This window comes from Glycomyces sp. TRM65418, from assembly GCF_019710475.1.
Taxonomy (GTDB): domain Bacteria; phylum Actinomycetota; class Actinomycetes; order Mycobacteriales; family Micromonosporaceae; genus Glycomyces.
Map to the genome: position 1 here is coordinate 172,350 of NZ_JAJFAX010000006.1, position 19,537 is coordinate 191,886.

A 19,537-nucleotide genomic window follows, 5' to 3' on the forward strand; every position below is an offset into this window, starting at 1 on the left:
GCCGGGTGAGCGATATGGCACCTGTAGCCATGTCGCTCACCCGGCGCATTGACGTATACAGGAATGAGCATGCTGTATCAGAACCTGGCCCGCCCGATCCTGTTCCGGATCGGCCGCGGCGACGCCGAGCGAGCGCACGACACCACCCTGCGCTGGCTCTCCCGCCTGTCCGAACACCGGCAGGCCCGCAACGCGCTCATCAAGGTCAACCAGGTGAGCGCTCCCGTCACCGTCTGCGGCATCCCGTTCCCCAACCCCGTCGGCCTCGCCGCCGGGATGGACAAGCACGGCCTCGCCATCGGCGCCTGGCCCGCCCTCGGCTTCGGCTTCGCCGAGATCGGCACCGTCACCGCCCAGCCCCAGCCCGGCAACCCCAAACCCCGCATGTACCGTCTGCCCCGCTCGCAGGGCATCGTCAACCGCATGGGCTTCAACAACGACGGCGCCCAGGCCCTGGCCGCGCGCCTCGCCGCCGCCCCGGCCGTGAACTGCCCGCTGGGCATCAGCATCGGCAAGTCCAAGGCCGTGCCGCTCGAAGGCGCGATCGACGACTACCTCCAGTCGATGCGGTTCCTCTACCCCTACGCCGACTACTTCGCGATCAACGTCTCCTCGCCCAACACGCCGGGCCTGCGCCAGCTCCAGGACGCCGGGGCCCTCCGCGCCCTGCTCGAGGCGCTCCGCGCCGAGGGCGCGCGCCTCGCGGCCGGGAGGCCCGCCCGCCCGCTGCTGGTCAAGATCGCACCCGACCTCACCGAGCCGGCGATGGCCCAGCTCCTGGAGGTCTGCCTGGAGAACGGCGTCTCGGGCGTCATCGCCACGAACACCACCATCGGCCGCGACGGGGTCGACCCGAGCGAAGACGCCGTCGCCGCCGAGCCCGGCGGCCTGTCCGGCAGGCCCCTCACGCGGTTCTCGCGCGAGATCGTCCGCTTCGTGCACCGCGAGACGAACGGCCGCCTGCCGATCATCGGCTCGGGCGGGATCATGACCCCCGACGACGCCCAGGCCATGTTCGACGCCGGCGCGAGCCTGGTCCAGATCTACTCCGGCCTCATCTACAACGGACCGTCGGTGGTGCGCCGCAGCGTGCGCCGCCACCGGTCCGCCGCCCGCAAGGCCGCGGGCCCGCGAACCCCTCAACACGGCTGACGACTAAGGAAGCGAAGCAATGGCGACCAACAAGGATTTCGGCTCCCGGGCGTACCACCTCTCGCGGGCGCGCGGGCCGCTGTGCGCCGGAATCGACCCGCACGGGGCCCTGCTCCAGCACTGGGGGCTCGACGACGACCTCGACGGGGCCGAGCGCTTCGCGATGACCATCGTCGAGGCGATCGCGGAGACGTGCGCGTTCATCAAACCCCAGTCGGCGTTCTACGAGCGTTTCGGATCGGGGGGCGTCGCGCTCCTCGAACGGGTGATCGCGGCGTCCCGCCGCGCCGGCGCGCTCGTCGTCCTCGACGTCAAGCGCGGCGACATCGGCTCGACGATGCACGCCTACGCCCAGGCCTACCTCGACCCGGCCTCGCCGCTGGCGGTCGACGCGATCACCGTCAGCCCGTTCCTCGGCACCGGCTCGCTCCAGCCCGCGTTCGACCTCGCCTCCGCCCACGGCAAGGGCCTGTTCGTGCTGGCGCGCACCTCCAACCCCGAGGGCAAGCAGATCCAGATGGCCAAGCGCCGCGACGGCAAGTCCGTCGCCCAGGGGATCATCGACGAGGTGAACGAGCAGAACGGCGACGCGGAGCCGATGGGCCCGTTCGGCATCGTCATGGGCGCCACGATCGGGGCCTGCGCCTCCGAGGGGGAGGCCCGCCTGCGTGAGTCGACTTACGGAATCACGCACACCACCGTGCGCCAACGTGACACCGCTCACGACTTGTCCCAGTTCAACGGCCCCATCCTGGTCCCGGGCATGGGCGCCCAAGGTGGACGGCCGAGTGACCTGCCGCGCGTCCTCGGCCCGGCTACAAACTTCGCAATTCCGTCCTATTCCCGACAAATCGCACAGCCGGGGCCCTCCGCCGCGAGCATTCGCACCGCCGTCGAGGCGCTGCAGTCCGAATGCCGCGCCGCGATGGGGGAGTGAAAGCCGCCGAATCGGGCCCCCGAAATTGCCCCACCCCCGGTCGCAGGCGTGTCGGACGCTGGGGTTACCGTTCCCGAGCTGGGTATGCTTCAGCGATACCCGCACGTCAAGGTCCACAGGGACGAAACCATCGACTGCAAGGAGACCCCGTGCCGCTCCCTAAACTGACTCCGGAACAGCGCGCCGCAGCCCTTGAGAAGGCCGCCGCGGCCCGCAAGGCCCGCGCCGAGCTCAAGGAGAAGCTGAAGTCGGGCGAGACCACCCTGGAAGCGGTCCTCAAGTCCGCCGCCACCGACGACATCTCCGGGAAGATGAAGGTCTCGGCCGTGCTCAAGGCCCTCCCCGGCATCGGCGACAAGCGCGCCACCCAGATCATGGAGAAGCTCAAGATCGCCGACTCCCGTCGGCTGCGCGGCCTGGGCGAGCACCAGCGCGCCGCGCTTCTGGATGAATTCAAGGGCGACCAGGCCTAAGCCCGGGTAGTAGTAGTCGCGTGAGCATCGATCGTCACCACGCCGCCCCGGCCCAGCGCCTGACAGTCCTCTCCGGTCCGTCGGGAGTGGGCAAGGGCAGCGTCAAGGCCCTCATCCAGGAGTACTACCCGTGGGTCTGGCTCTCCGTGAGCTGCACGACCCGCAAGCCGCGTCCTGGTGAGGTCGACGGCGCCGACTACCACTTCGTGTCGACCGAGCAGTTCGAGTCGATGATCGCCGCGGGGGAGTTCCTTGAGTGGGCCTCCTACGCGGGGAACCTCTACGGAACCCCCCGCGGCCCGGTCGAGGAGCGCCTGCGCGCCGGACTCCCGGCGCTGCTGGAGATCGAACTGCAGGGCGCCCGCCAGGTCCGCCGGGCCATGCACGACGCCCAACTGGTGTTCCTCGCGCCGCCGTCGTGGGACGAACTCGTCCGCCGCCTCACCGGGCGGGGGACCGAGGACGAGGCCACGATCGCGCGCCGCCTGGACGCCGCCCGCCAAGAGCTCGCCGCGGAGGCCGAGTTCGATCACACAGTCACCAATGTGTCGATCGAGCAGGCGGCCGCCGAGCTGGTAGAGTTGCTCAGTTCCCCCGCTTTCGCCACGGCGAAGCTGGCGAGCCACAACTGAGGCCCCGGCACCACTGGGGCCCGGAGAGCAACACGAGTCGCACACGAAGGATTACACGTGTCAGGGACTGTCGCCGACCCGGTCGGCATCACCAACCCGCCGATCGACGATCTGCTGGAGAAGAGCCAGTCGAAGTACCAGCTGGTCATCTACTCGGCCAAGCGCGCGCGCCAGATCAACGCCTACTACTCGCAGCTGGGCGAAGGCCTGCTCGAGTACGTCGGCCCGCTCGTCGAGACCACGCCCGAGGAGAAGCCGCTGTCGATCGCCATGCGCGAGCTCGACAAGGGCCTCCTCGAGACGAAGGCGTTCGACGACCCCGAGGCCTAGGCCGTTCGACGGCACTGCGGCGTAAGCTTCGCGCGTGAACATCGTCCTGGGCGTGTCGGGCGGCATCGCCGCCTACAAGGCCTGCATACTGCTCCGCCTCCTCAAAGAGTCCGGTCACGACGTGACCGTGATCCCGACCGAGGCGGCGCTCAAGTTCGTCGGTGAAGCCACCTGGGAGGCCCTGTCGGGCCACCAGGTGGCTTCCGGCGTGTTCTCGGACGTCTCCGAGGTCAAGCACGTGCGGCTCGGCCGGCATGCCGACCTCGTCGTCGTCGCCCCGGCCACCGCCGATCTCCTCGCGCGGGCCGCGCACGGCCGCGCCGACGACCTCCTCACGAGCACCCTCCTCACGGCGACCTGCCCGGTGGTCTTCGCCCCGGCCATGCACACCGAGATGTGGGAGCACGCGGCCACCCGCGCCAACGTCGCCACGCTGCGCGAGCGCGGCGCGCACGTCGTCGAACCCGACTCGGGCCGGCTCACCGGCGCCGACACCGGTCCCGGCCGCCTTCCCGAGCCAGAATCGCTCTTCGCGCTCGTCAAGGGCTTCCTGGCCCGCCCGTCGACCGCCGACGCCCGAACCGGAGCGGACGCGGAGCCGATCGCCGGCACCCGCGACCTGGCGGGCCGCAAGGTCCTCGTCACCGCCGGGGGGACCCGCGAGCCGATCGACCCGGTGCGCTTCATCGGCAACCACTCCTCGGGCCGCCAGGGGATCGCCCTCGCCGCCGCGGCCGCCGCCCGCGGCGCGGACGTCCACCTCATCGCCGCCCACCTCGACGCGCCCCTGCCCGCCGGGATCAGCGTCGAGCGCGTCTCCACGACCGGTGAGCTGTACGACGCCACCGTCAAGGCCGCCGCCGAAGCCGACGCCGCGGTCCTCGCCGCCGCCCCCGCCGACTTCACCCCCAAGACCTCCAGCGACCGCAAGCTCAAGCGCAAGGGCGACCTCGAGCTCGCCCTCACCGCCACGCCGGACATCGCCGCCGCCGTGGGCCGCGCCAAGCGGGACGGCCAGGTCCTCGTCGTCTTCGCGGCCGAGACCCACGACGGCCCCGAGCACGCCAAGGCCAAACGCGAGGCCAAGGGCGCCGACCTGGTGGTCCTCAACGACGTCTCCGGCGGCGCCGTGTTCGGTGCGGCGGAGAACTCGGTCACCGTCTTCGACGAACGTGGCGAAGTCGACGCGCTCGCACGCGCCTCCAAGGAGGCCGTGGCGGACGCCATCTGGGACGCCGTCGCCGCACGTCTCCCGCTGAGTGGACGCGACTGAGACCGCCTGGGGCCAGCGTGCCGACTTGGTGGGAAGATCGTGAGCGCATAGACTTGTGAGCTGCGAAGTCATTCGAGAGCGCCGCGCGGCGGCGTAGATGTGTGTTGAGGAGTGCCGTGGCACGTCGCCTGTTCACCTCCGAGTCGGTCACCGAGGGCCACCCGGACAAGATCGCCGACCAGATCTCCGACGGGATCCTGGACGCCCTGCTGGGCGAGGACCCCTCGAGTCGTGTCGCGGTCGAGACCCTCATCACGACCGGCCAGGTGCACGTGGCGGGCGAGGTCACGACCCACGCGTACGCGGACATCCCGCGGATCGTGCGCGACACGATCCTGCGGATCGGCTACGACTCCTCCAAGAAGGGCTTCGACGGCGCCTCCTGCGGCGTGAACGTCTCGATCGGCGGCCAGAGCCCCGACATCGCCCAGGGCGTCGACAAGGCCTGGGAGTCCCGAGTGGACGCGGACGGGCACGACGAGCTCGACCTCCAGGGCGCGGGCGACCAGGGCCTCATGTTCGGCTTCGCCTGCCGCGAGACCCCCGAGCTCATGCCGCTGCCGATCGCGCTGGCGCACCGTCTCTCCCAGCGGCTCACCGAGGTTCGCAAGGACGGCACCGTGCCGTACCTGCGCCCCGACGGCAAGACCCAGGTCACCATCGAGTACGACGGCAACAAGCCGGTGCGCCTGGGCACCGTGGTGGTCTCCAGCCAGCACGCCCCGGACATCTCGCTCGACTCGCTCCTGTCGCCCGACGTCGCCGAGCACGTCATCGCGCCGGTCGTCTCCGGGCTCGACCTGGACACCGACGACTACCAGCTCCTGGTGAACCCCACCGGCCGCTTCGAGATCGGCGGCCCGATGGGCGACGCCGGCCTCACCGGCCGCAAGATCATCGTCGACACCTACGGCGGCTACGCCCGCCACGGCGGCGGCGCGTTCAGCGGCAAGGACCCCTCGAAGGTCGACCGCTCCGCCGCGTACGCCGCGCGCTGGGTCGCCAAGAACGTCGTCGCGGCCGGGCTCGCCGAGCGCTGCGAGGTCCAGGTCGCGTACGCGATCGGCAAGGCCAAGCCCGTGAGCATCGCCGTCGACGCGATGGGCACCGAGACCGTCGACCCCGCGCGCATCGAGCGCGCCGTGCTCGAGGTCTTCGACCTGCGTCCGGCCGCGATCATCCGCGACCTCAACCTGATCCGGCCGATCTACTCCAAGACCGCCGCGTACGGCCACTTCGGACGCGAGCTGCCGGAGTTCACCTGGGAGGCCACCGACCGCGCGGCCGCCCTCAAGGAAGCCGTCAACTAGGCACCGCGCCCGAACCGGCCGGCGCCGTCGCGGTGCCGGCCGTTCGCTGTGCCCGGCATGTCGGCCCCGGCCGATACGATCGGCGAAGGCGCCGTGCGGCGCGCCATCCGATACGGCGGGAGGCCTCCATGTCGGCAGCGGAGTCGTTCGAACCCGCACTGCGGGACAAGGCCCTCGCCCCGCTCGCCTCGGACCTGGTGCTGGCCGAGTGGACGACGGACGGGGCGCTCGACGGGGAACGCCTCTACCCGGCGCCCCTGCACCGCCACGCCGACGACGAGGCCTGGTACGTGCTCGAGGCGTGCTCGGCGTCAGGATCGGCGAGGAGGAGGTCGAGGTCCCCGCGGGCGGCGCCGTGATCGTCCCCGGCGGCGTTCCCCACACGTACTGGAACCCCCTCGCCGAACCGTCCCGCCACCTCCTCGTCATGGGGGCCAGGACCAACCGCCCTCATCAACGCCGTCCACGCGACGGCCGACCGCAGTCCCGAGGCGATGCGCCGCCTCTTCGAGCAGCATGACGCCGAGCTCCTCGAATAGGCGCGGTGCCGTGCGGCGTCGGGGGCACCCGGTAGTTTTATCGGATGACGGAGATTCCGGCGATCGCAGCGGTGTGCATCGACCAGCCGCTGCCACAGCTGGACAAGCTCTTCGACTACCGGGTCCCCGAGGACCTCGCGGGCCGGGTCAGGCCCGGCTGCCGCGTGAAGGTCCGCTTCGGCCGCCGCAAGGTGAGCGGCTACGTGATCGCCCTCAAGCCCTCCACCGACTTCGAGGGCAAGCTGCTCTGGCTCTCCGAACTCGTCTCGCCCGAGCCCGTCGTGACCCCCGAGATCGCGCGCCTGGCCCGCGCCGTGGCCGACCGCTACGCGGGCACCCTCACCGACGTGCTCCGCCTGGCCGTTCCCGAACGCCGCGTCAAGGTCGAGTCCGAACCGAGGGGCGAAGCGCTGCCGGTGGCGGCCCCGCCATCGGATCACTGGAAGAGATATATCGCAGGCGATGCATTCCTGCGCGCGCTGCGCGAGACCAAATCACCGAAGGCGGTCTGGAGCGCCCTCCCCGGCGAGGACTGGCCCGCGCGCCTCGCCGAGGCCGCCGCGGCGACGGCCGCGTCCGGCCGCGGCGCGGTCCTGGTGGTCCCCGACCAGACCGACCTCGACCGCCTCGACGCCGCCTTGGCCGCCGTGCTCGGCCCCGACCGCCACGTCACCCTCTCCGCCCAACTGGGCCCGACCAAGCGCTACCGCTCGTTCCTCAAGGCCGCCAGGGGCGACGTGCGGATCGTCGCCGGCACCCGGGCGGCGGCCTTCGCGCCAGTGGAGCGCCTCGGGCTCGTCGCCATCTGGGACGACGGCGACGAGTCCCACGTCGACCGCCACGCGCCGTACCCGCACGCCCGCGAAGTCCTCCTGACCCGCGCCGACCTCGCCGACGCCGCCTGCCTCGTGGGCGGCCGCAGCCGCACACCGCAGGCGCAACTCCTGGTCGAGACCCGATGGGCGGTCTCGATGACCGCCCCGCGCGACGAGATCCGAAGGGCCTCACCGAGGATCGTCCCGGTGGGTGATGAGTCCGATCTGGAGCGCGACCCGTCCGGCGGTACGGCCCGGCTCCCCACGGTCGCCTGGGAGGCCGCGAGGAGCGCGCTCGCGAAGGACCGCCCCGTCCTGGTCCAGGTGCCGAGGCGCGGCTACGTTCCGGCCGTCTCCTGCCAGCGCTGCCGCACCCGCGCGGCCTGCCCGAACTGCTCGGGTCCGTTGCGGCTCACGGGCGCACGCCGCGCACCCGTGTGCGGCTGGTGCGGCACGGTCGCGGCGGGCTTCCGCTGCGCCGAGTGCGGCGGGAACCGGATGCGGGCCGTGATCATCGGCGCCGAGCGCACGGTCGAGGAACTGGCGCAGGCCTTCCCCGATCACCCGGTGGTGGAGTCGACGGGCGTGAACCGCCTGGGCCGCGCCCCGGCGGGCGCGGCGGTCGTGGTGGCGACACCGGGCGTCGAACCGCCCGCGCCGGACGGCTACGGCGCGGTGCTCCTGCTGGACACGTGGGCGCTGCTGACGCGCGCCGAGCTGATCGCGAGCGAAGAGGCCTTGCGCCGCTGGATGAACGCGGTCGCGCTCGCGCGCCACGACGGCACCGCGGTGGTGGTCGCCGACGGGGGACTGGCGGTGGTGCAGGCCTTGATGCGCTGGGATCCGGCCTGGTTCGCCGCCCGGGAGCTTCAGGACCGGGCCGAACTCGGGTTCCCGCCGGTGATGAAGTTCGCGGCGCTCACCGGCCCGAACGGCGAGCCGGAGAAGCTCGCCGCCGACCTGCCGTCCGATCTCGGTGCCGAGGCGATCGGCCCGATGCCCGTGGACGAGCGCACCGAGCGCCTGCTGCTGCGGGTCCGCCGCCGGGACGGGGCCGCGCTCGCGGCGATGTTGGCGAAGGCCACGGCCGATCGGGCCAACGCGAAGGCCGAGCCGGTGCGGATCCAGATCGACCCGCGCGAGATCGCCTGAGGCCGCCGCCGGTCGGTGCAGAATGGGTGGATGCCGGTCCTCGTCGGCACCTCCGGGTGGCAGTACCGCGATTGGCGGGGCGTGCTCTATCCCGAGCGCGTGCCGCTGCGGCTCTGGCTGGAGCATTACGCCGAGCATTTCGTCACCGTGGAGAACAACGGCGCGTTCTACCGGCTGCCCGGTCGCGAGGTCTTCGCCGCCTGGCGCGAGCGGTTGCCCGCGGGGTTCACCATGGCGGTCAAGGCGAGCCGGTTCCTCACGCACGTCAAGCGGCTGCGCGACCCGGCCGAGCCGGTCGAGCGGCTCGCCGCGGCGTCGGCCGGTCTCGGCGACCGCCTGGGGCCGTTTCTGCTCCAGTTGCCGCCGACGCTCCGGGCCGATCCGGTGGTGCTGGCCGAATGCCTCGACCGGTTCCCGGACGGCGCGCGGGTGGCGGTGGAGCCGCGGCACGAGTCGTGGTGGACCGAGGAGGTCCGTGCGGTGTTGACGGAGCGGGACGCGGCCCTGTGCTGGGCCGACCGCAAGGGCCGGCCCGTGACGCCGTTGTGGCGCACGGCTTCCTGGGGGTATCTGCGGCTTCACGAGGGCCGGGCCACGCCGACCCCGCGCTACGGGGACGCCGCGCTGCGGTCGTGGTGCCGCCGCATCGACCAGACCTGGCCGCGTGCGGCCGACTGCTACGTCTACTGCAACAACGATCCCGGCGGGGCGGCCGTGCGCGACGCGCTCCGCTTCGCCGAGCTCATGCGCGGCCTCGGCCGGGAGGTTCCCGGCGCGGTGCCGCCGTCAGTGTGACGGGCTCCGGTCGAGCTTGGCGAGCACGCCCGCCCAGAGGGCGCGGACGCGTTCGCGGAAGAAGTAACCGAACGCGAGCACGATGAGCACGAAGGGGATCGCGATCGGCAGGACCGTGGTGAAGCCGAGGACCACGATGAGCGCTTCGACGCCGATGAGCGAGGCGACGCCCATGTAGCCGAAGAGGGTGAGGGCCTGCGCGCGGTACCAGAGCATCGCGATGAGGGTCCGGAGGCGGCCCTCTCGTGGTTCGGTCACCACTCCTGTATACCAGCGGCGAGCGCGGCCGAGGGGCCGCCGACCGCCGAGCGGATCCACCGGGAGATGCGGTCCGGCTCGGCGGCGAACCGATGCATTCGCGTCCGCGGCCTCGTCTCAGCCGGTGCGATCGGCTCGCGCGGATCACTGTGACTCGCAGGCGGGGCCTGACCGGTACGTCGGCGGCGGCGAGGAGGCCGCTGTGCGCGCCGCCGAGGCCATGCACCGGAGGAGGAAGATCGGCCTGCAGGTCCTGAAGGAGGCCTACGAGGGCGGGTGACCGGGCCGCGGGACGCCGGTCCCCCGCGCGGGGGACCGGCGTCCCGCGGCCGAGGGAGGGCGCCCGCGGCGGCGTCGGCGACGCTGGAGGGGTGAACACCTCGCGCCGCTGGCACAATGGCCCCATGCGCCTCCTCGCCCCGCTCTGGTCCCGGGCCACCTATCGCGGGTGGGTCTGGATCATCCTCGGCGGGGCGCTGATGATGCCGTTCATGATGGTCGGCGCCGTCGGCTACAACTTCCTCAACCCCGACAGCGGCTTCAACGGCATCATCGAACCCGCGGTCTTCGTCGCCGTCCTCCCGCTGGTCGCCGCCGCCTCGCTGCTGCTGCCCGACCGCGAGGTCGAGCGCACGGCCGCCCGTCGCCTCCTGGGCGCCTCGTTCGCCTCGCCCGTCGACGACGCCTCGTGGAACTCCCGCTGGCGCACCGGCTGCTGGTTCACCCTGCACGCGGCCGTCGGCGGCGTGGTCAGCGGCCTCACCCTCGCCTTGGTGCCGTTCACGGGGTACCTGGTCTACGAGGGGGCGCGCTACACCTTCGGGGCCATCGACGAGATGAACGGCGTGTTCGCGAGCTGGTTCACCGCCTGGGGCATGCTCACCGGGCCGCTGCTCCTGGCCGCGCTCGTCGCGCTCGTCGCCGCGACCACCGCCGGCATGAGGGCCCTCGCCCCCCGGCTGCTCGGGCAGGGCGCGGCCGACCGCCTCGCGGCCTCCCGCGCCGAGGCCGCGCGCCTCGCCGCCCGCAACCGCATCGCCCGCGAACTGCACGACTCGGTCGGCCACGCCCTGTCCGTGGTCGTCATCCAGTCCGAGGCCGCCTCCCGGCTCATCACCGCCGACCCCGATTACGCGTCCCGGGCCATGGCCGCCGTCGGCGAGACCGCGCGCGGCGCGCTCGCCGAGCTCGACGCCGTCATCGGCGCCCTTCGCGACGACCGGGACCGCCCGCGCGCCCCGCAGCGCGACCTGTCCGACCTCGACGCCCTCGCCGCCGAATCCGGGATCGCGGTCGACCTCGACGTCACCGGCGACGTCGGCGCGCTCAGCCGCCTCGCCTCCCGCGAGATCTACCGGATCGTGCAGGAGGCCCTGACGAACGTGCTGCGCCACGCCGACGAACCGCGCGCCGCGGTCCGCGTCGCGGTGGGGGAGCGCGACTGCACGGTGGCGGTCACCAGTCCCGCCGCCCGCCGGCCCCGCCTCCGCGCGGGCGGGCGCGGTCTGATCGGCATGGCCGAGCGCGCCGCCGTCCTCGGCGGGACCGCCGAGACCGACTGGGCCGCAGGGCAATGGACCGTCCGTGCCACCATGCCGATCGATACGAGGGAGTCCGGGGATGACCGCACCGCTGCGCATCGCGCTGATCGATGACGAGGACCTGATCCGCTCCGGGTTCGCCGCGATCATCGGGGCCGAGCCGGACCTGGAGGTCGTCGCCGAGGGCGCCGACGGCGTCGACGCGGTCGCGATCGCGCGTTCCGGCAAGGCCGACGTGCTGCTCATGGACGTGCGGATGCCCACCGTGGACGGCATTCAGGCGACCGAGCGGATCGTGGCCGAACTCGCCGCGCCGCCGAAGATCCTGGTGGTCACCACCTTCGACAACGACGACTACGTGTGGCAGGCGCTCCGGGCCGGGGCGGACGGGTTCCTGCTCAAGCGCACCCGCGTCGAGGACCTGCTCGCGGCGGTGCGGCTGGTGGCCCGCACCGACGCGCTCCTGTTCCCCGAGGCGGTCCGCCGCCTCGCGGCCGCCGCGCCCGCCCGCAAGGCGCCCAAGGGCATCGGCGACCTGAGCGAACGCGAACGCGAGGTCCTCACGCTCGCCGCCAAGGGACTGTCCAACGTGGAGATCGCCAGCGAGCTGTTCCTCGGACGTGAGACCGTCAAGACCCATCTGAGCAGCGTCTACACCAAGCTCGGCGTCCGCGACCGCACGCAGGCCGTGATCGCGGCCTACGAAGGCGGCCTCGTCTAAGCGCACTCCCGCACCCGGCCGCCCGCGGGCGGCCGGGTGCTCGCTGCGCTCCTCGCTCGACACGCCTTGGTTCCTTCGTGCTATGGTTCATTAGTCAAGTAATGAACCTCTGAACTAATGAACTGAACCACGAGACCGAAGGAGGCGAGATGTTCGATGACGGCGCACCGATCTATCGGCAGATCGCCGATCAGATCAAGGCCGAGATCATGAACGGATCGCTCGAACCGGGAGGCAAGGTCATGTCGACCAACCAGTACGCCGCCTTCTACCAGATCAACCCGGCCACGGCGCAGAAGGCGTTCCGGGAACTGGTCGACGAAGGCATCCTCTACAAGCAGCGCGGCGTCGGCATGTTCGTCGCCGAGGACGCCCGCGAGCGGCTCGCCGCCGACTTCCGCGAGCGCTTCTTCGAACGCGTCCTGGCCCCGCTCGTCCGCGAGGCCCGCCAGGCCGGCATCTCCCTGAACGACATCATCGACTACCTCAACGACCAGGAAGGCGCCCTCCGATGAGCTTCGCCGTGACCCTCCGCGACGTCACCCTCAAGTACCGCGACACCGACGCGCTCGCCGACGTGAACCTCGACCTCGAGGCCGGCAAGATCTACGGCCTGCTCGGCCGCAACGGCGCGGGCAAGACCAGCCTCCTGAGCCTCATCGCGGCGTTCCGCAAGCCCACCGCCGGCGAGGTCTTCGTCGACGGCGAACCGGTGTGGGAGAACGCCCCGATCGTCTCGCGCATCGCCCTCATCCGCGAAGGCGGCGACTTCGACGACACCGAGACCGTGAAGTCCACCATCGAGACCGGCCAGATCCGACCCGCCTTCGACACCGAATACGCCCTCCACCTCGCCGACCGCTTCGAGCTCCCGCTGAAGAAGCGGATCCGTGAGCTCTCGCGCGGCAAGCGCTCGATCCTCGCCGCGATCTGCGGCCTCGCCGCCCGCGCCGAGCTCACCATGTTCGACGAGGTCCACCTCGGCATGGACGCGCCCACCCGGGACGCGTTCTACAAGGAGCTCCTTGCCGAGTACATGGACCGCCCGCACACGGTCGTCCTCTCCACGCACCTCATCGACGAGGTCGCCAACTACCTCGAATCGGTCGTCATCGTCGACCGGGGACGGATCCTGCGCCACGAGGAGGTCGAGGTCTTCCAGAACATGGGCGCGACCCTCACCGGCCCTGCCGCGGCCGTCGACGAACTCGCCGCGAGCCACGACGTCCTCGCCGAGCAGCAGCTCGGCGGGACCAAGAGCATCACCGTCGCGGCCGCGGTCGACCCGGGCACGCGCGAGCGCGCCGCCGCCGCCGGGATCGAGATCGGCCCGGTCGGCCTCCAGGACCTCTTCATCCACCTCACCGAGCCGAACCGGAAGGGAGCCTGACGATGGCCGCTTTCCCGAACGCCCAGCTCCCGACCCGCAAGTACGGTCTCGGATTCGCCCTCTCGGGGGAGGCCCTGAAGTACTTCAAGTACTGGATCCTCGCGGCCGTCCTGCTGTCCTTCCTGGGCCCGCTCGTGCTGTCACGCTCCTCCGACATCGATCTCTCGACCTGGTTCTACACCGCGAACGTCGCCAAGTGGTTCACCGCGTTCATCGGCGGCGGCTTCATCGCCTCCCTGGTGCCGACCATGATCGCCGCGGGGCTCACCCGCCGCGAGCTCAGCGTCGCCCACGGGGTCTTCGGCCTCCTGTGGTCGGCGGCGATCGGCGTGCTCGTCATCGCGGGCCTCCTCGTCGAGCGCGCCTACTACGACGCGATGGGCTGGGCCCAAGGGGTCCAAGGCGACGACTCGGTCATCGCCATTGGCTCCTGGGGCGAGACGGCCGCGTTCGCGTCGGTCTACCCGCTGATGTACCTGGTGTACTTCGCCGCGGGCGTGGTCGTCGGCGCCGCCTCCTACCGCTGGGAGGGCACGGGCTGGCTGATTCTGGTCCCGATCCTCCCGGTCGTCTTCAGCCTCGACAACGCCGTCTACAACACCGAGCCGTTCGGGCCGGCCTGGGCGGGCGTCTTCGGCCGGTTCATCGACGAATGGGGCACCGGCCTCGTGCTGATCGGGATCGCGGTCGTGACCCTCGTCCTCGTGGTCGCCGCCCACCGCATCATCATCGACATCCCGCTGCGCTCCAAGAAGGCCTGACCATGGACTCCGCACTCGCGAAACGCCGCTACCGCTTCGGTCGCCGCCTCTTCACCGGCTCGGCGGTCTGCTTCCGCTGGTGGCTCGTCGCCACCGCCGTCCTCACCCTCCCGGCGTCCCTCGTGACGGCCCAGGCGATCGAGACGGGCCTGTGGTCGGTCGCCGCGACCGTGCTCCAGTGGTTCGCCGCCGCCGTGGCCGGGATGCTCATCTACACGAACCTGCCGGTGTGGATCTCCCGCGGCTGCACCCGCCGCGAGATCACCGTGGCCTTCGCGGTCTTCGCGGCGCTGACCACCCTCGCCCTCACCGCCTACCTGGTGGCCGGGTTCGCCGCCGAGCACGCCCTGTTCGCGCTCGTCGGGGACGCGCCCCGTCCGTGGAGCGAGACCATCGGGCTCGGCGCCCGCTACCTGCTCATCACACCGATCTACTTCTTCACCGGGACGCTCATCGGCGCGGCGGCCGCGCGCTTCGCCGGCCGGGCCTGGTTCACCGCGGCCGTCCTCATCGGCGCCACCGGGCACTACGCGGGGATCCTCGCCCTGGAGTTCGGCACCCTCGGCGACTGGGCGCCCGCTCCCTGGGCGGGCGTCGCGCTCGCCGTCACCGCGGTCCTGGTCGCCGCCTGCGCCCTGACGCTCCGGTCCGTGCCCGTGCAAGCGAAACGAGCCTGACGATGACCACAGTCCTCGCGCACCGCAAGTACCGCCTCGCCTCGCGACTCGCATACGACACTGCCAGGACCTTCGGCCTGTATGCCGTCGTCGCCTTCGCCGCCCTCCTCGCCGCCTCGGTGGTCTGGCGCGAGATCACCGGCGAATACGAATCCTTCGCCCAGTTGGTCCTCTTTGCGGTGCCGTTGATCGTCATCGTCATCGCCTGGGTGCATCTCTCGAAGTCGTACCCCCTCGGGATCGCGGGGGGCCTCACCCGCCGGGAATTCCTTACCGCGTACGCGCTGTTCGGGTTGGCGACGGTCCTCGTCACGGCAGGACTCACGCAGCTCGGGCTCATGGTCGACGGTCGCTTCGCCGCGGCCCGCGGGGCCGAACCCGGCATGGGTTTCTACGGCCTCGCCGCGTTGGAGGCGGTGGTCCGACCCGCGCTGTACTTCGCCTGCGGGGCGGCCGCGGCCGCGGCGAAGCTCAGGTTCCGAAGCACCCGGATCGGCGTCGCCCTCAGTGCGCTGATCGTCGTTGCGGTCGTCTACCGGCAGGTGGCCTACTACGCGGTGATGAAGGCCCTCGGCATGGAGAACGGCAGTGCAGACGGATCCGTCTTCGAGTACCCCCTCGTCGATCTCTCGGCGATCCACCCCTACCTCGACCTCGTCCTCGCCGTCGCCTTCACCCTCACCGCCTGGGCTCTCCTCGCCAGGGCCCCGATGCCACCGAAGCGGGCCTGAGCCATGTCGCCCGCATGCGTCGAAGTGTCCCCCAAGGCCGTGCCGATCGTCGGCGTCCCGGCCGCCGAAGTCGGACCCCGGCCCACCGCCATGCGACTCCCGTCCGTACCCGTCCAAGCGAAACGAGCCTGACGATGACCACAGTCCTCGCGCACCGCAAGTACCGCCTCGCCCTGCGATGGGCCGCCGAAGTCGGCAAGACCTTCGGCCTCTGGACCCTGATCGCCTTCGCGGTCCTCCACCTCGTCCAGCTCGGCCTGCGGCTCTCGACGTCCTTCGAAGGCGACATGAGCTTCTACCTCCTCCGGTACCTGCCGTTCGTCCTCACCGCCGTCGGCCTGGTCTACCTCCTCAAGGCCTTCCCGCTCGCGATCGCCGCCGGTCTGACCCGCAAGGAGTTCTTCGCCGCCTTCGCCGTCTTCAGCGGGATCGCCATCGCGGGCGGCGTCGCCGTCATGCAGCTGGTCAAACTCGTCCACAACCTGTTCTACAGCGCAGACGGCGGCGGCCTCGACCTCTACGGCGCCACCCTTCTCGAGACCCTGATCCGCATGGCCGTCTACTTCACCGCCGGAGCCGCCGCCGGAGCGCTCCTGGCCCGGTTCGACCGCCGGGCCTCGGGCGGCATCCTGGCCGGTGCGGCCGTCTCGGTGCTGATCTTCCGGACCATCCCGTTCCAACTGCTGCTGGCGGAGTTCCCCGAGGACGTGGCCTTCGCAGTGGAGTACCCCGGCAGCGAGGAACTGCTGGCCCCGTTCGACGCCGTCCTCACCGTGCTGTTCGTCCTGGTCGTCTGGCTCACGCTGGCGCGGGCGCCGCTGCCGCACAAGAAAGGCTGAGCCATGGCCCTCGTCCGCGCCGAAGTTCCCTTCCCCGTAGTCGTGCTGCTCGTCTGCATCGCGGCCGGCCTGGTCGCCGGACTCCTGCTCACCACCGGCCCCGGCACCGCTCGCGACGACGCGGCCCGCCGCGGCCGGGACGCGGCGGCCCCGGCCCGCACCACACCGTACGGCGACCCCTCACGGAGAGCGCTCGGCGAGTGGGACACTGGAGGACGGCCAGTACACGCTTCGGAAGGTCAGCACATTGTCGATCCAGCCCATCCGCATCTTCGGCGACCCGGTCCTGCGCACCGCGGCCGAGGAAGTCGACACCTTTGACAAGGAACTGCGGGGCCTCGTGAAGGACCTGCTCGACACCATGCGCGACGAAGGCGGCGCCGGGCTCGCCGCGCCGCAGCTGGGCGTCGGCAAGCGGGTCTTCGCCTTCGACGTCGACGACGTCGTCGGCCACATCGTCAACCCCGTGCTCGAGTTCCCCGACGAAGAGGAGCAGGACGGCCCCGAGGGCTGCCTCTCCCTCCCCGGGCTCTACTTCGACACGGTCCGCCGCCAGAACGTCGTCGCCAAGGGCTTCAACGAATACGGCGACCCGCTCCAGATCGTCGGCACCGGCCTCATGGCCCGCTGCCTCCAGCACGAGACCGACCACCTCGACGGCATCATCTTCATCGACCGCCTCGACGCCGAGCGCCGCAAGGCCGCGATGGCCGAGATCCAGGCCCAGGACTGGTACAACGAAGACGTCAAAGTCAAAATCACCCCCCACGACTCCAAGGGTGTGTTCTTCAAACGATGAGGATCGTCTTCGCCGGGACCCCGGAGGTCGCACTGCCGACCCTGGAGGCCCTCCACGGATCCGACCACGAGGTCGTCGCCGTCCTCACCCGACCCGACGCGCGCACCGGCCGCGGCCGCAAGCTCTCCCGCTCGCCCGTCGCCGCCTGGGCCGACGAGCACGGCATCGAGACGCTCACCCCCGCCAAACCGCGCGAGCCCGAGTTCCTCGAGCGCCTCCGCGATCTCGACGCCGACATCGTGCCCGTCGTCGCCTACGGCGCGCTCGTCCCGCCCGCCGCCCTGGAGATCCCGCGCCTGGGCTGGATCAACCTCCACTTCTCGCTCCTGCCCGCGTGGCGCGGCGCCGCGCCCGTGCAGCACGCCGTGCTCGCCGGGGACGAGATGACCGGCGCCTGCGTCTTCCAGCTCGAAGAAGGCCTCGACACGGGCCCCGTGTACGGCCGCCTCACCGAGCCCATCGAGCCGCACGACACCGCGGGGTCGCTCCTCGAACGCCTCGCCGTCGCCGGCGCCCGCCTCACCGTCGACGTCGTGAACGCCCTCGGCGAGGGCCTCGTCGTCGGCGAACCCCAACCCGACGACGGCGTCTCCTACGCCCCCAAGATCACCGTCGACGACGCCCGCGTCCGCTGGACCGACCCGGCCTTCGCCGTCGACCGCCGCATCCGCGCCGTCACCCCCGCGCCCGGCGCCTGGACCGACTACGACGGCCAGCGCCTGCGCCTGGGCCCCGTCCGGGTCGACCCCGAAGGCCCGAGCCTCGCGCCCGGCGAGGTCGCCGTCGCCAAGAAGGCCGTCCACGTCGGCACCGCCACCGACCCGGTCCGTCTCGACCGGGTCCAACCCGCAGGGAAGAAGCCCATGGACGCCGCAGCATGGGGCCGCGGCCTCCCGACCGAGGCGCCGGTGTTCGCATGAGCGACCGCCGCAAGCGCGCCAAGCGCGAACCTGCGAACGACCGCCCGAACGTGAACCCGCGACGCGTCGCCTTCGATGCGATCCGCGCCGTCACCGCCGACAACGCCTACGCCAACCTCGTCCTGCCGCGGATGCTCGCCGAGACCGACAACACCGGCCGCGACGCCGGGCTGGCCACCGAGCTCACCTACGGGACGCTCCGCAGCCTGGGCACGCTCGAGGCGATCCTCACGGCCGCTTCCGGGCGCGACATGCGCGAACTCCAGCAGGACCTCGTCGACGCCCTCTGCCTGGGCGCCTACCAGCTCCTGTACATGCGCATCCCGCCGCACGCGGCCGTGGCGACCACCGTCAGCCTCGTCAAGGCCGCCGTCTCGCCGCGCGTGTCGGGCCTGGCGAACGCGGTGCTCCGCAAGGTCGCCGCCAAGGACCTCGACGAATGGGCCGAGTCCCTCGCCACCGGCGACCGCCTCGCCGACCTCTCCCTGCGCTACGCGCATCCGCAGTGGATCAGCACCGAGTTCGAAGCGGTCCTCGGGCCCGACGAACTCCCCGCCGCGCTCGCCGCGGACAACGTGGCCCCGCCGGTCCACCTGTGCGCCAAGCCGGGCCGCATCACCAAGGGCGACCTCTCGCGCGAGACGCGCGGCGGCGTGCACGGCCAGTGGTCGCCGTACGCGGTCTACCTGCCCAGCGGCGACCCGGGGCGCGTCAAGTCCGTCGCCACGGGCCTCGCCCACGTGCAGGACGAGGGCAGCCAACTGGTGGCCGCCGCACTCGCGGAGGCGCCGCTGGAAGGCCCGGACCGGTCCTGGGTGGACCTGTGCGCGGGCCCCGGCGGCAAGACCGCGCTCCTCGGCGCGATCGCCGCGCAGCGCGACGCCGTGATCGACGCCGTGGAGATCCAGCAGCACCGAGCCGAGCTCGTCGCCAAGGCCGCCAAGGGACTCCCGGTCACCGTCCACATCGGCGACGGCCGCGAGTTCGGCGAGGACGGCAGCGCCGACCGCGTGCTCGTCGACGCGCCCTGCTCGGGACTCGGCGCGCTGCGCCGCCGTCCGGAGGCGCGCTGGCGCAAGGAGCGCGGCGACGTCGACGGCCTCGTGCCGCTGCAGCGGGAGCTGCTCGCCGCGGGCCTGCGCCTCGCCCGCACGGGCGGGATCGTCGCGTACGCGACCTGCTCGCCGGTGATCGCCGAGACCGAGGAGGTCGTGGCGGCGGTCCTCAAGGCCGGGGGAGCGGAGCTCGTCCGTCCTCAATGGCTCACCGGCCGCGTGCCCGACGCCGAACGCGGCGACTTCGCGCAGCTGTGGCCCCACCGGCACGGGGCCGACGCGATGTTCCTTGCGCTGCTGCGAAAAACCGGCAACCGGTAACACTCCAGCTCGACGGGCTCCGCAGGATTTCTCCTGCGGGGCCTTGTCCGTCCCAGAATTGGAAGCGCTACCATACATAGATATAAGTGAATGTTCTCCAGGTTACCGGCATCTAC

Annotated in this window: 22 protein-coding genes; 21 read left to right on the forward strand and 1 reads right to left on the reverse strand. The window is 71.7% G+C overall.

Annotation, left to right across the window (positions count from 1 at the left end; all coding sequences use genetic code 11):
• The first annotated feature begins 69 nt into the window (after positions 1-69).
• The 10 genes from K3N28_RS15065 (at position 70) to K3N28_RS15110 (ending at position 9,408) form a co-directional block, all read left to right on the forward strand.
• Entirely contained in the window at positions 70-1,152 is a 1,083-nt protein-coding gene (locus tag K3N28_RS15065; protein ID WP_228093373.1) for a quinone-dependent dihydroorotate dehydrogenase, read from the forward strand.
• A gap of 19 nt (positions 1,153-1,171) precedes the next feature.
• Entirely contained in the window at positions 1,172-2,089 is a 918-nt protein-coding gene (gene pyrF, locus K3N28_RS15070; protein WP_228093374.1) for an orotidine-5'-phosphate decarboxylase, read from the forward strand.
• 149 nt (positions 2,090-2,238) lie between these two features.
• Complete coding sequence (gene mihF / locus K3N28_RS15075) at positions 2,239-2,562, forward strand: integration host factor, actinobacterial type (RefSeq protein ID WP_030156658.1); 324 nt, start codon at positions 2,239-2,241, stop codon at positions 2,560-2,562.
• A gap of 20 nt (positions 2,563-2,582) precedes the next feature.
• Entirely contained in the window at positions 2,583-3,194 is a 612-nt protein-coding gene (gmk, locus tag K3N28_RS15080; RefSeq protein ID WP_228093375.1) for a guanylate kinase, read from the forward strand.
• 57 nt (positions 3,195-3,251) lie between these two features.
• A complete protein-coding gene (rpoZ, locus tag K3N28_RS15085) occupies positions 3,252-3,524 on the forward strand; it encodes a DNA-directed RNA polymerase subunit omega (protein WP_026923083.1) in 273 nt (90 codons plus the stop codon).
• 34 nt (positions 3,525-3,558) lie between these two features.
• Complete coding sequence (gene coaBC / locus K3N28_RS15090; RefSeq protein WP_228093376.1) at positions 3,559-4,797, forward strand: bifunctional phosphopantothenoylcysteine decarboxylase/phosphopantothenate--cysteine ligase CoaBC; 1,239 nt, start codon at positions 3,559-3,561, stop codon at positions 4,795-4,797.
• Between the two features lie 116 nt (positions 4,798-4,913).
• A complete protein-coding gene (gene metK / locus K3N28_RS15095) occupies positions 4,914-6,107 on the forward strand; it encodes a methionine adenosyltransferase (protein ID WP_228093377.1) in 1,194 nt (397 codons plus the stop codon).
• Between the two features lie 128 nt (positions 6,108-6,235).
• A complete protein-coding gene (locus K3N28_RS15100) occupies positions 6,236-6,466 on the forward strand; it encodes a hypothetical protein (protein WP_228093378.1) in 231 nt (76 codons plus the stop codon).
• Between the two features lie 257 nt (positions 6,467-6,723).
• A complete protein-coding gene (locus K3N28_RS15105) occupies positions 6,724-8,613 on the forward strand; it encodes a primosome assembly protein PriA (protein ID WP_374209795.1) in 1,890 nt (629 codons plus the stop codon).
• A gap of 30 nt (positions 8,614-8,643) precedes the next feature.
• Positions 8,644-9,408: a DUF72 domain-containing protein gene (locus K3N28_RS15110; protein WP_228093380.1), complete on the forward strand. Its 765-nt coding sequence runs from the start codon at positions 8,644-8,646 to the stop codon at positions 9,406-9,408.
• Here the strand turns inward: K3N28_RS15110 and K3N28_RS15115 are convergent.
• Positions 9,400-9,666: a hypothetical protein gene (locus tag K3N28_RS15115; RefSeq protein ID WP_228093381.1), complete on the reverse strand. Its 267-nt coding sequence runs from the start codon at positions 9,664-9,666 to the stop codon at positions 9,400-9,402. The genes K3N28_RS15110 and K3N28_RS15115 overlap by 9 nt on opposite strands.
• Positions 9,667-10,070: 404 nt before the next feature.
• Between K3N28_RS15115 and K3N28_RS15120 the strand changes: the two genes are divergently transcribed.
• The 11 genes from K3N28_RS15120 (at position 10,071) to K3N28_RS15170 (ending at position 19,421) form a co-directional block, all read left to right on the forward strand.
• Complete coding sequence (locus K3N28_RS15120) at positions 10,071-11,321, forward strand: sensor histidine kinase (protein WP_228093382.1); 1,251 nt, start codon at positions 10,071-10,073, stop codon at positions 11,319-11,321.
• The gene (locus tag K3N28_RS15125; protein ID WP_228093383.1) at positions 11,287-11,928 is read left to right on the forward strand and encodes a response regulator transcription factor; all 642 of its coding nucleotides are present in this window, start codon (positions 11,287-11,289) and stop codon (positions 11,926-11,928) included. The genes K3N28_RS15120 and K3N28_RS15125 overlap by 35 nt, the downstream gene beginning before the upstream one ends.
• A gap of 149 nt (positions 11,929-12,077) precedes the next feature.
• Complete coding sequence (locus K3N28_RS15130) at positions 12,078-12,443, forward strand: GntR family transcriptional regulator (protein ID WP_228093384.1); 366 nt, start codon at positions 12,078-12,080, stop codon at positions 12,441-12,443.
• Positions 12,440-13,318, forward strand: a complete 879-nt coding sequence (locus K3N28_RS15135; protein ID WP_228093385.1) for an ATP-binding cassette domain-containing protein — start codon at positions 12,440-12,442, stop codon at positions 13,316-13,318. The genes K3N28_RS15130 and K3N28_RS15135 overlap by 4 nt, the downstream gene beginning before the upstream one ends.
• 2 nt (positions 13,319-13,320) lie before the next feature.
• Entirely contained in the window at positions 13,321-14,079 is a 759-nt protein-coding gene (locus K3N28_RS15140) for a hypothetical protein (RefSeq protein WP_228093386.1), read from the forward strand.
• Positions 14,080-14,081: 2 nt separating this feature from the next.
• Positions 14,082-14,756: a hypothetical protein gene (locus K3N28_RS15145; protein ID WP_228093387.1), complete on the forward strand. Its 675-nt coding sequence runs from the start codon at positions 14,082-14,084 to the stop codon at positions 14,754-14,756.
• 2 nt (positions 14,757-14,758) lie between these two features.
• Positions 14,759-15,487: a hypothetical protein gene (locus K3N28_RS15150; RefSeq protein WP_228093388.1), complete on the forward strand. Its 729-nt coding sequence runs from the start codon at positions 14,759-14,761 to the stop codon at positions 15,485-15,487.
• Between the two features lie 134 nt (positions 15,488-15,621).
• On the forward strand, positions 15,622-16,326 hold the full coding sequence (locus K3N28_RS15155) for a hypothetical protein (protein WP_228093389.1): 705 nt from the start codon (positions 15,622-15,624) through the stop codon (positions 16,324-16,326).
• A 247-nt stretch (positions 16,327-16,573) separates the two neighbouring features.
• The gene (gene def / locus K3N28_RS15160; RefSeq protein WP_228093390.1) at positions 16,574-17,125 is read left to right on the forward strand and encodes a peptide deformylase; all 552 of its coding nucleotides are present in this window, start codon (positions 16,574-16,576) and stop codon (positions 17,123-17,125) included.
• Positions 17,122-18,045, forward strand: a complete 924-nt coding sequence (gene fmt / locus K3N28_RS15165; RefSeq protein WP_228093391.1) for a methionyl-tRNA formyltransferase — start codon at positions 17,122-17,124, stop codon at positions 18,043-18,045. Before def ends, fmt begins: the two co-directional genes overlap by 4 nt.
• On the forward strand, positions 18,003-19,421 hold the full coding sequence (locus K3N28_RS15170; protein WP_374209789.1) for an RsmB/NOP family class I SAM-dependent RNA methyltransferase: 1,419 nt from the start codon (positions 18,003-18,005) through the stop codon (positions 19,419-19,421). Before fmt ends, K3N28_RS15170 begins: the two co-directional genes overlap by 43 nt.
• Positions 19,422-19,537 lie beyond the last annotated feature (116 nt).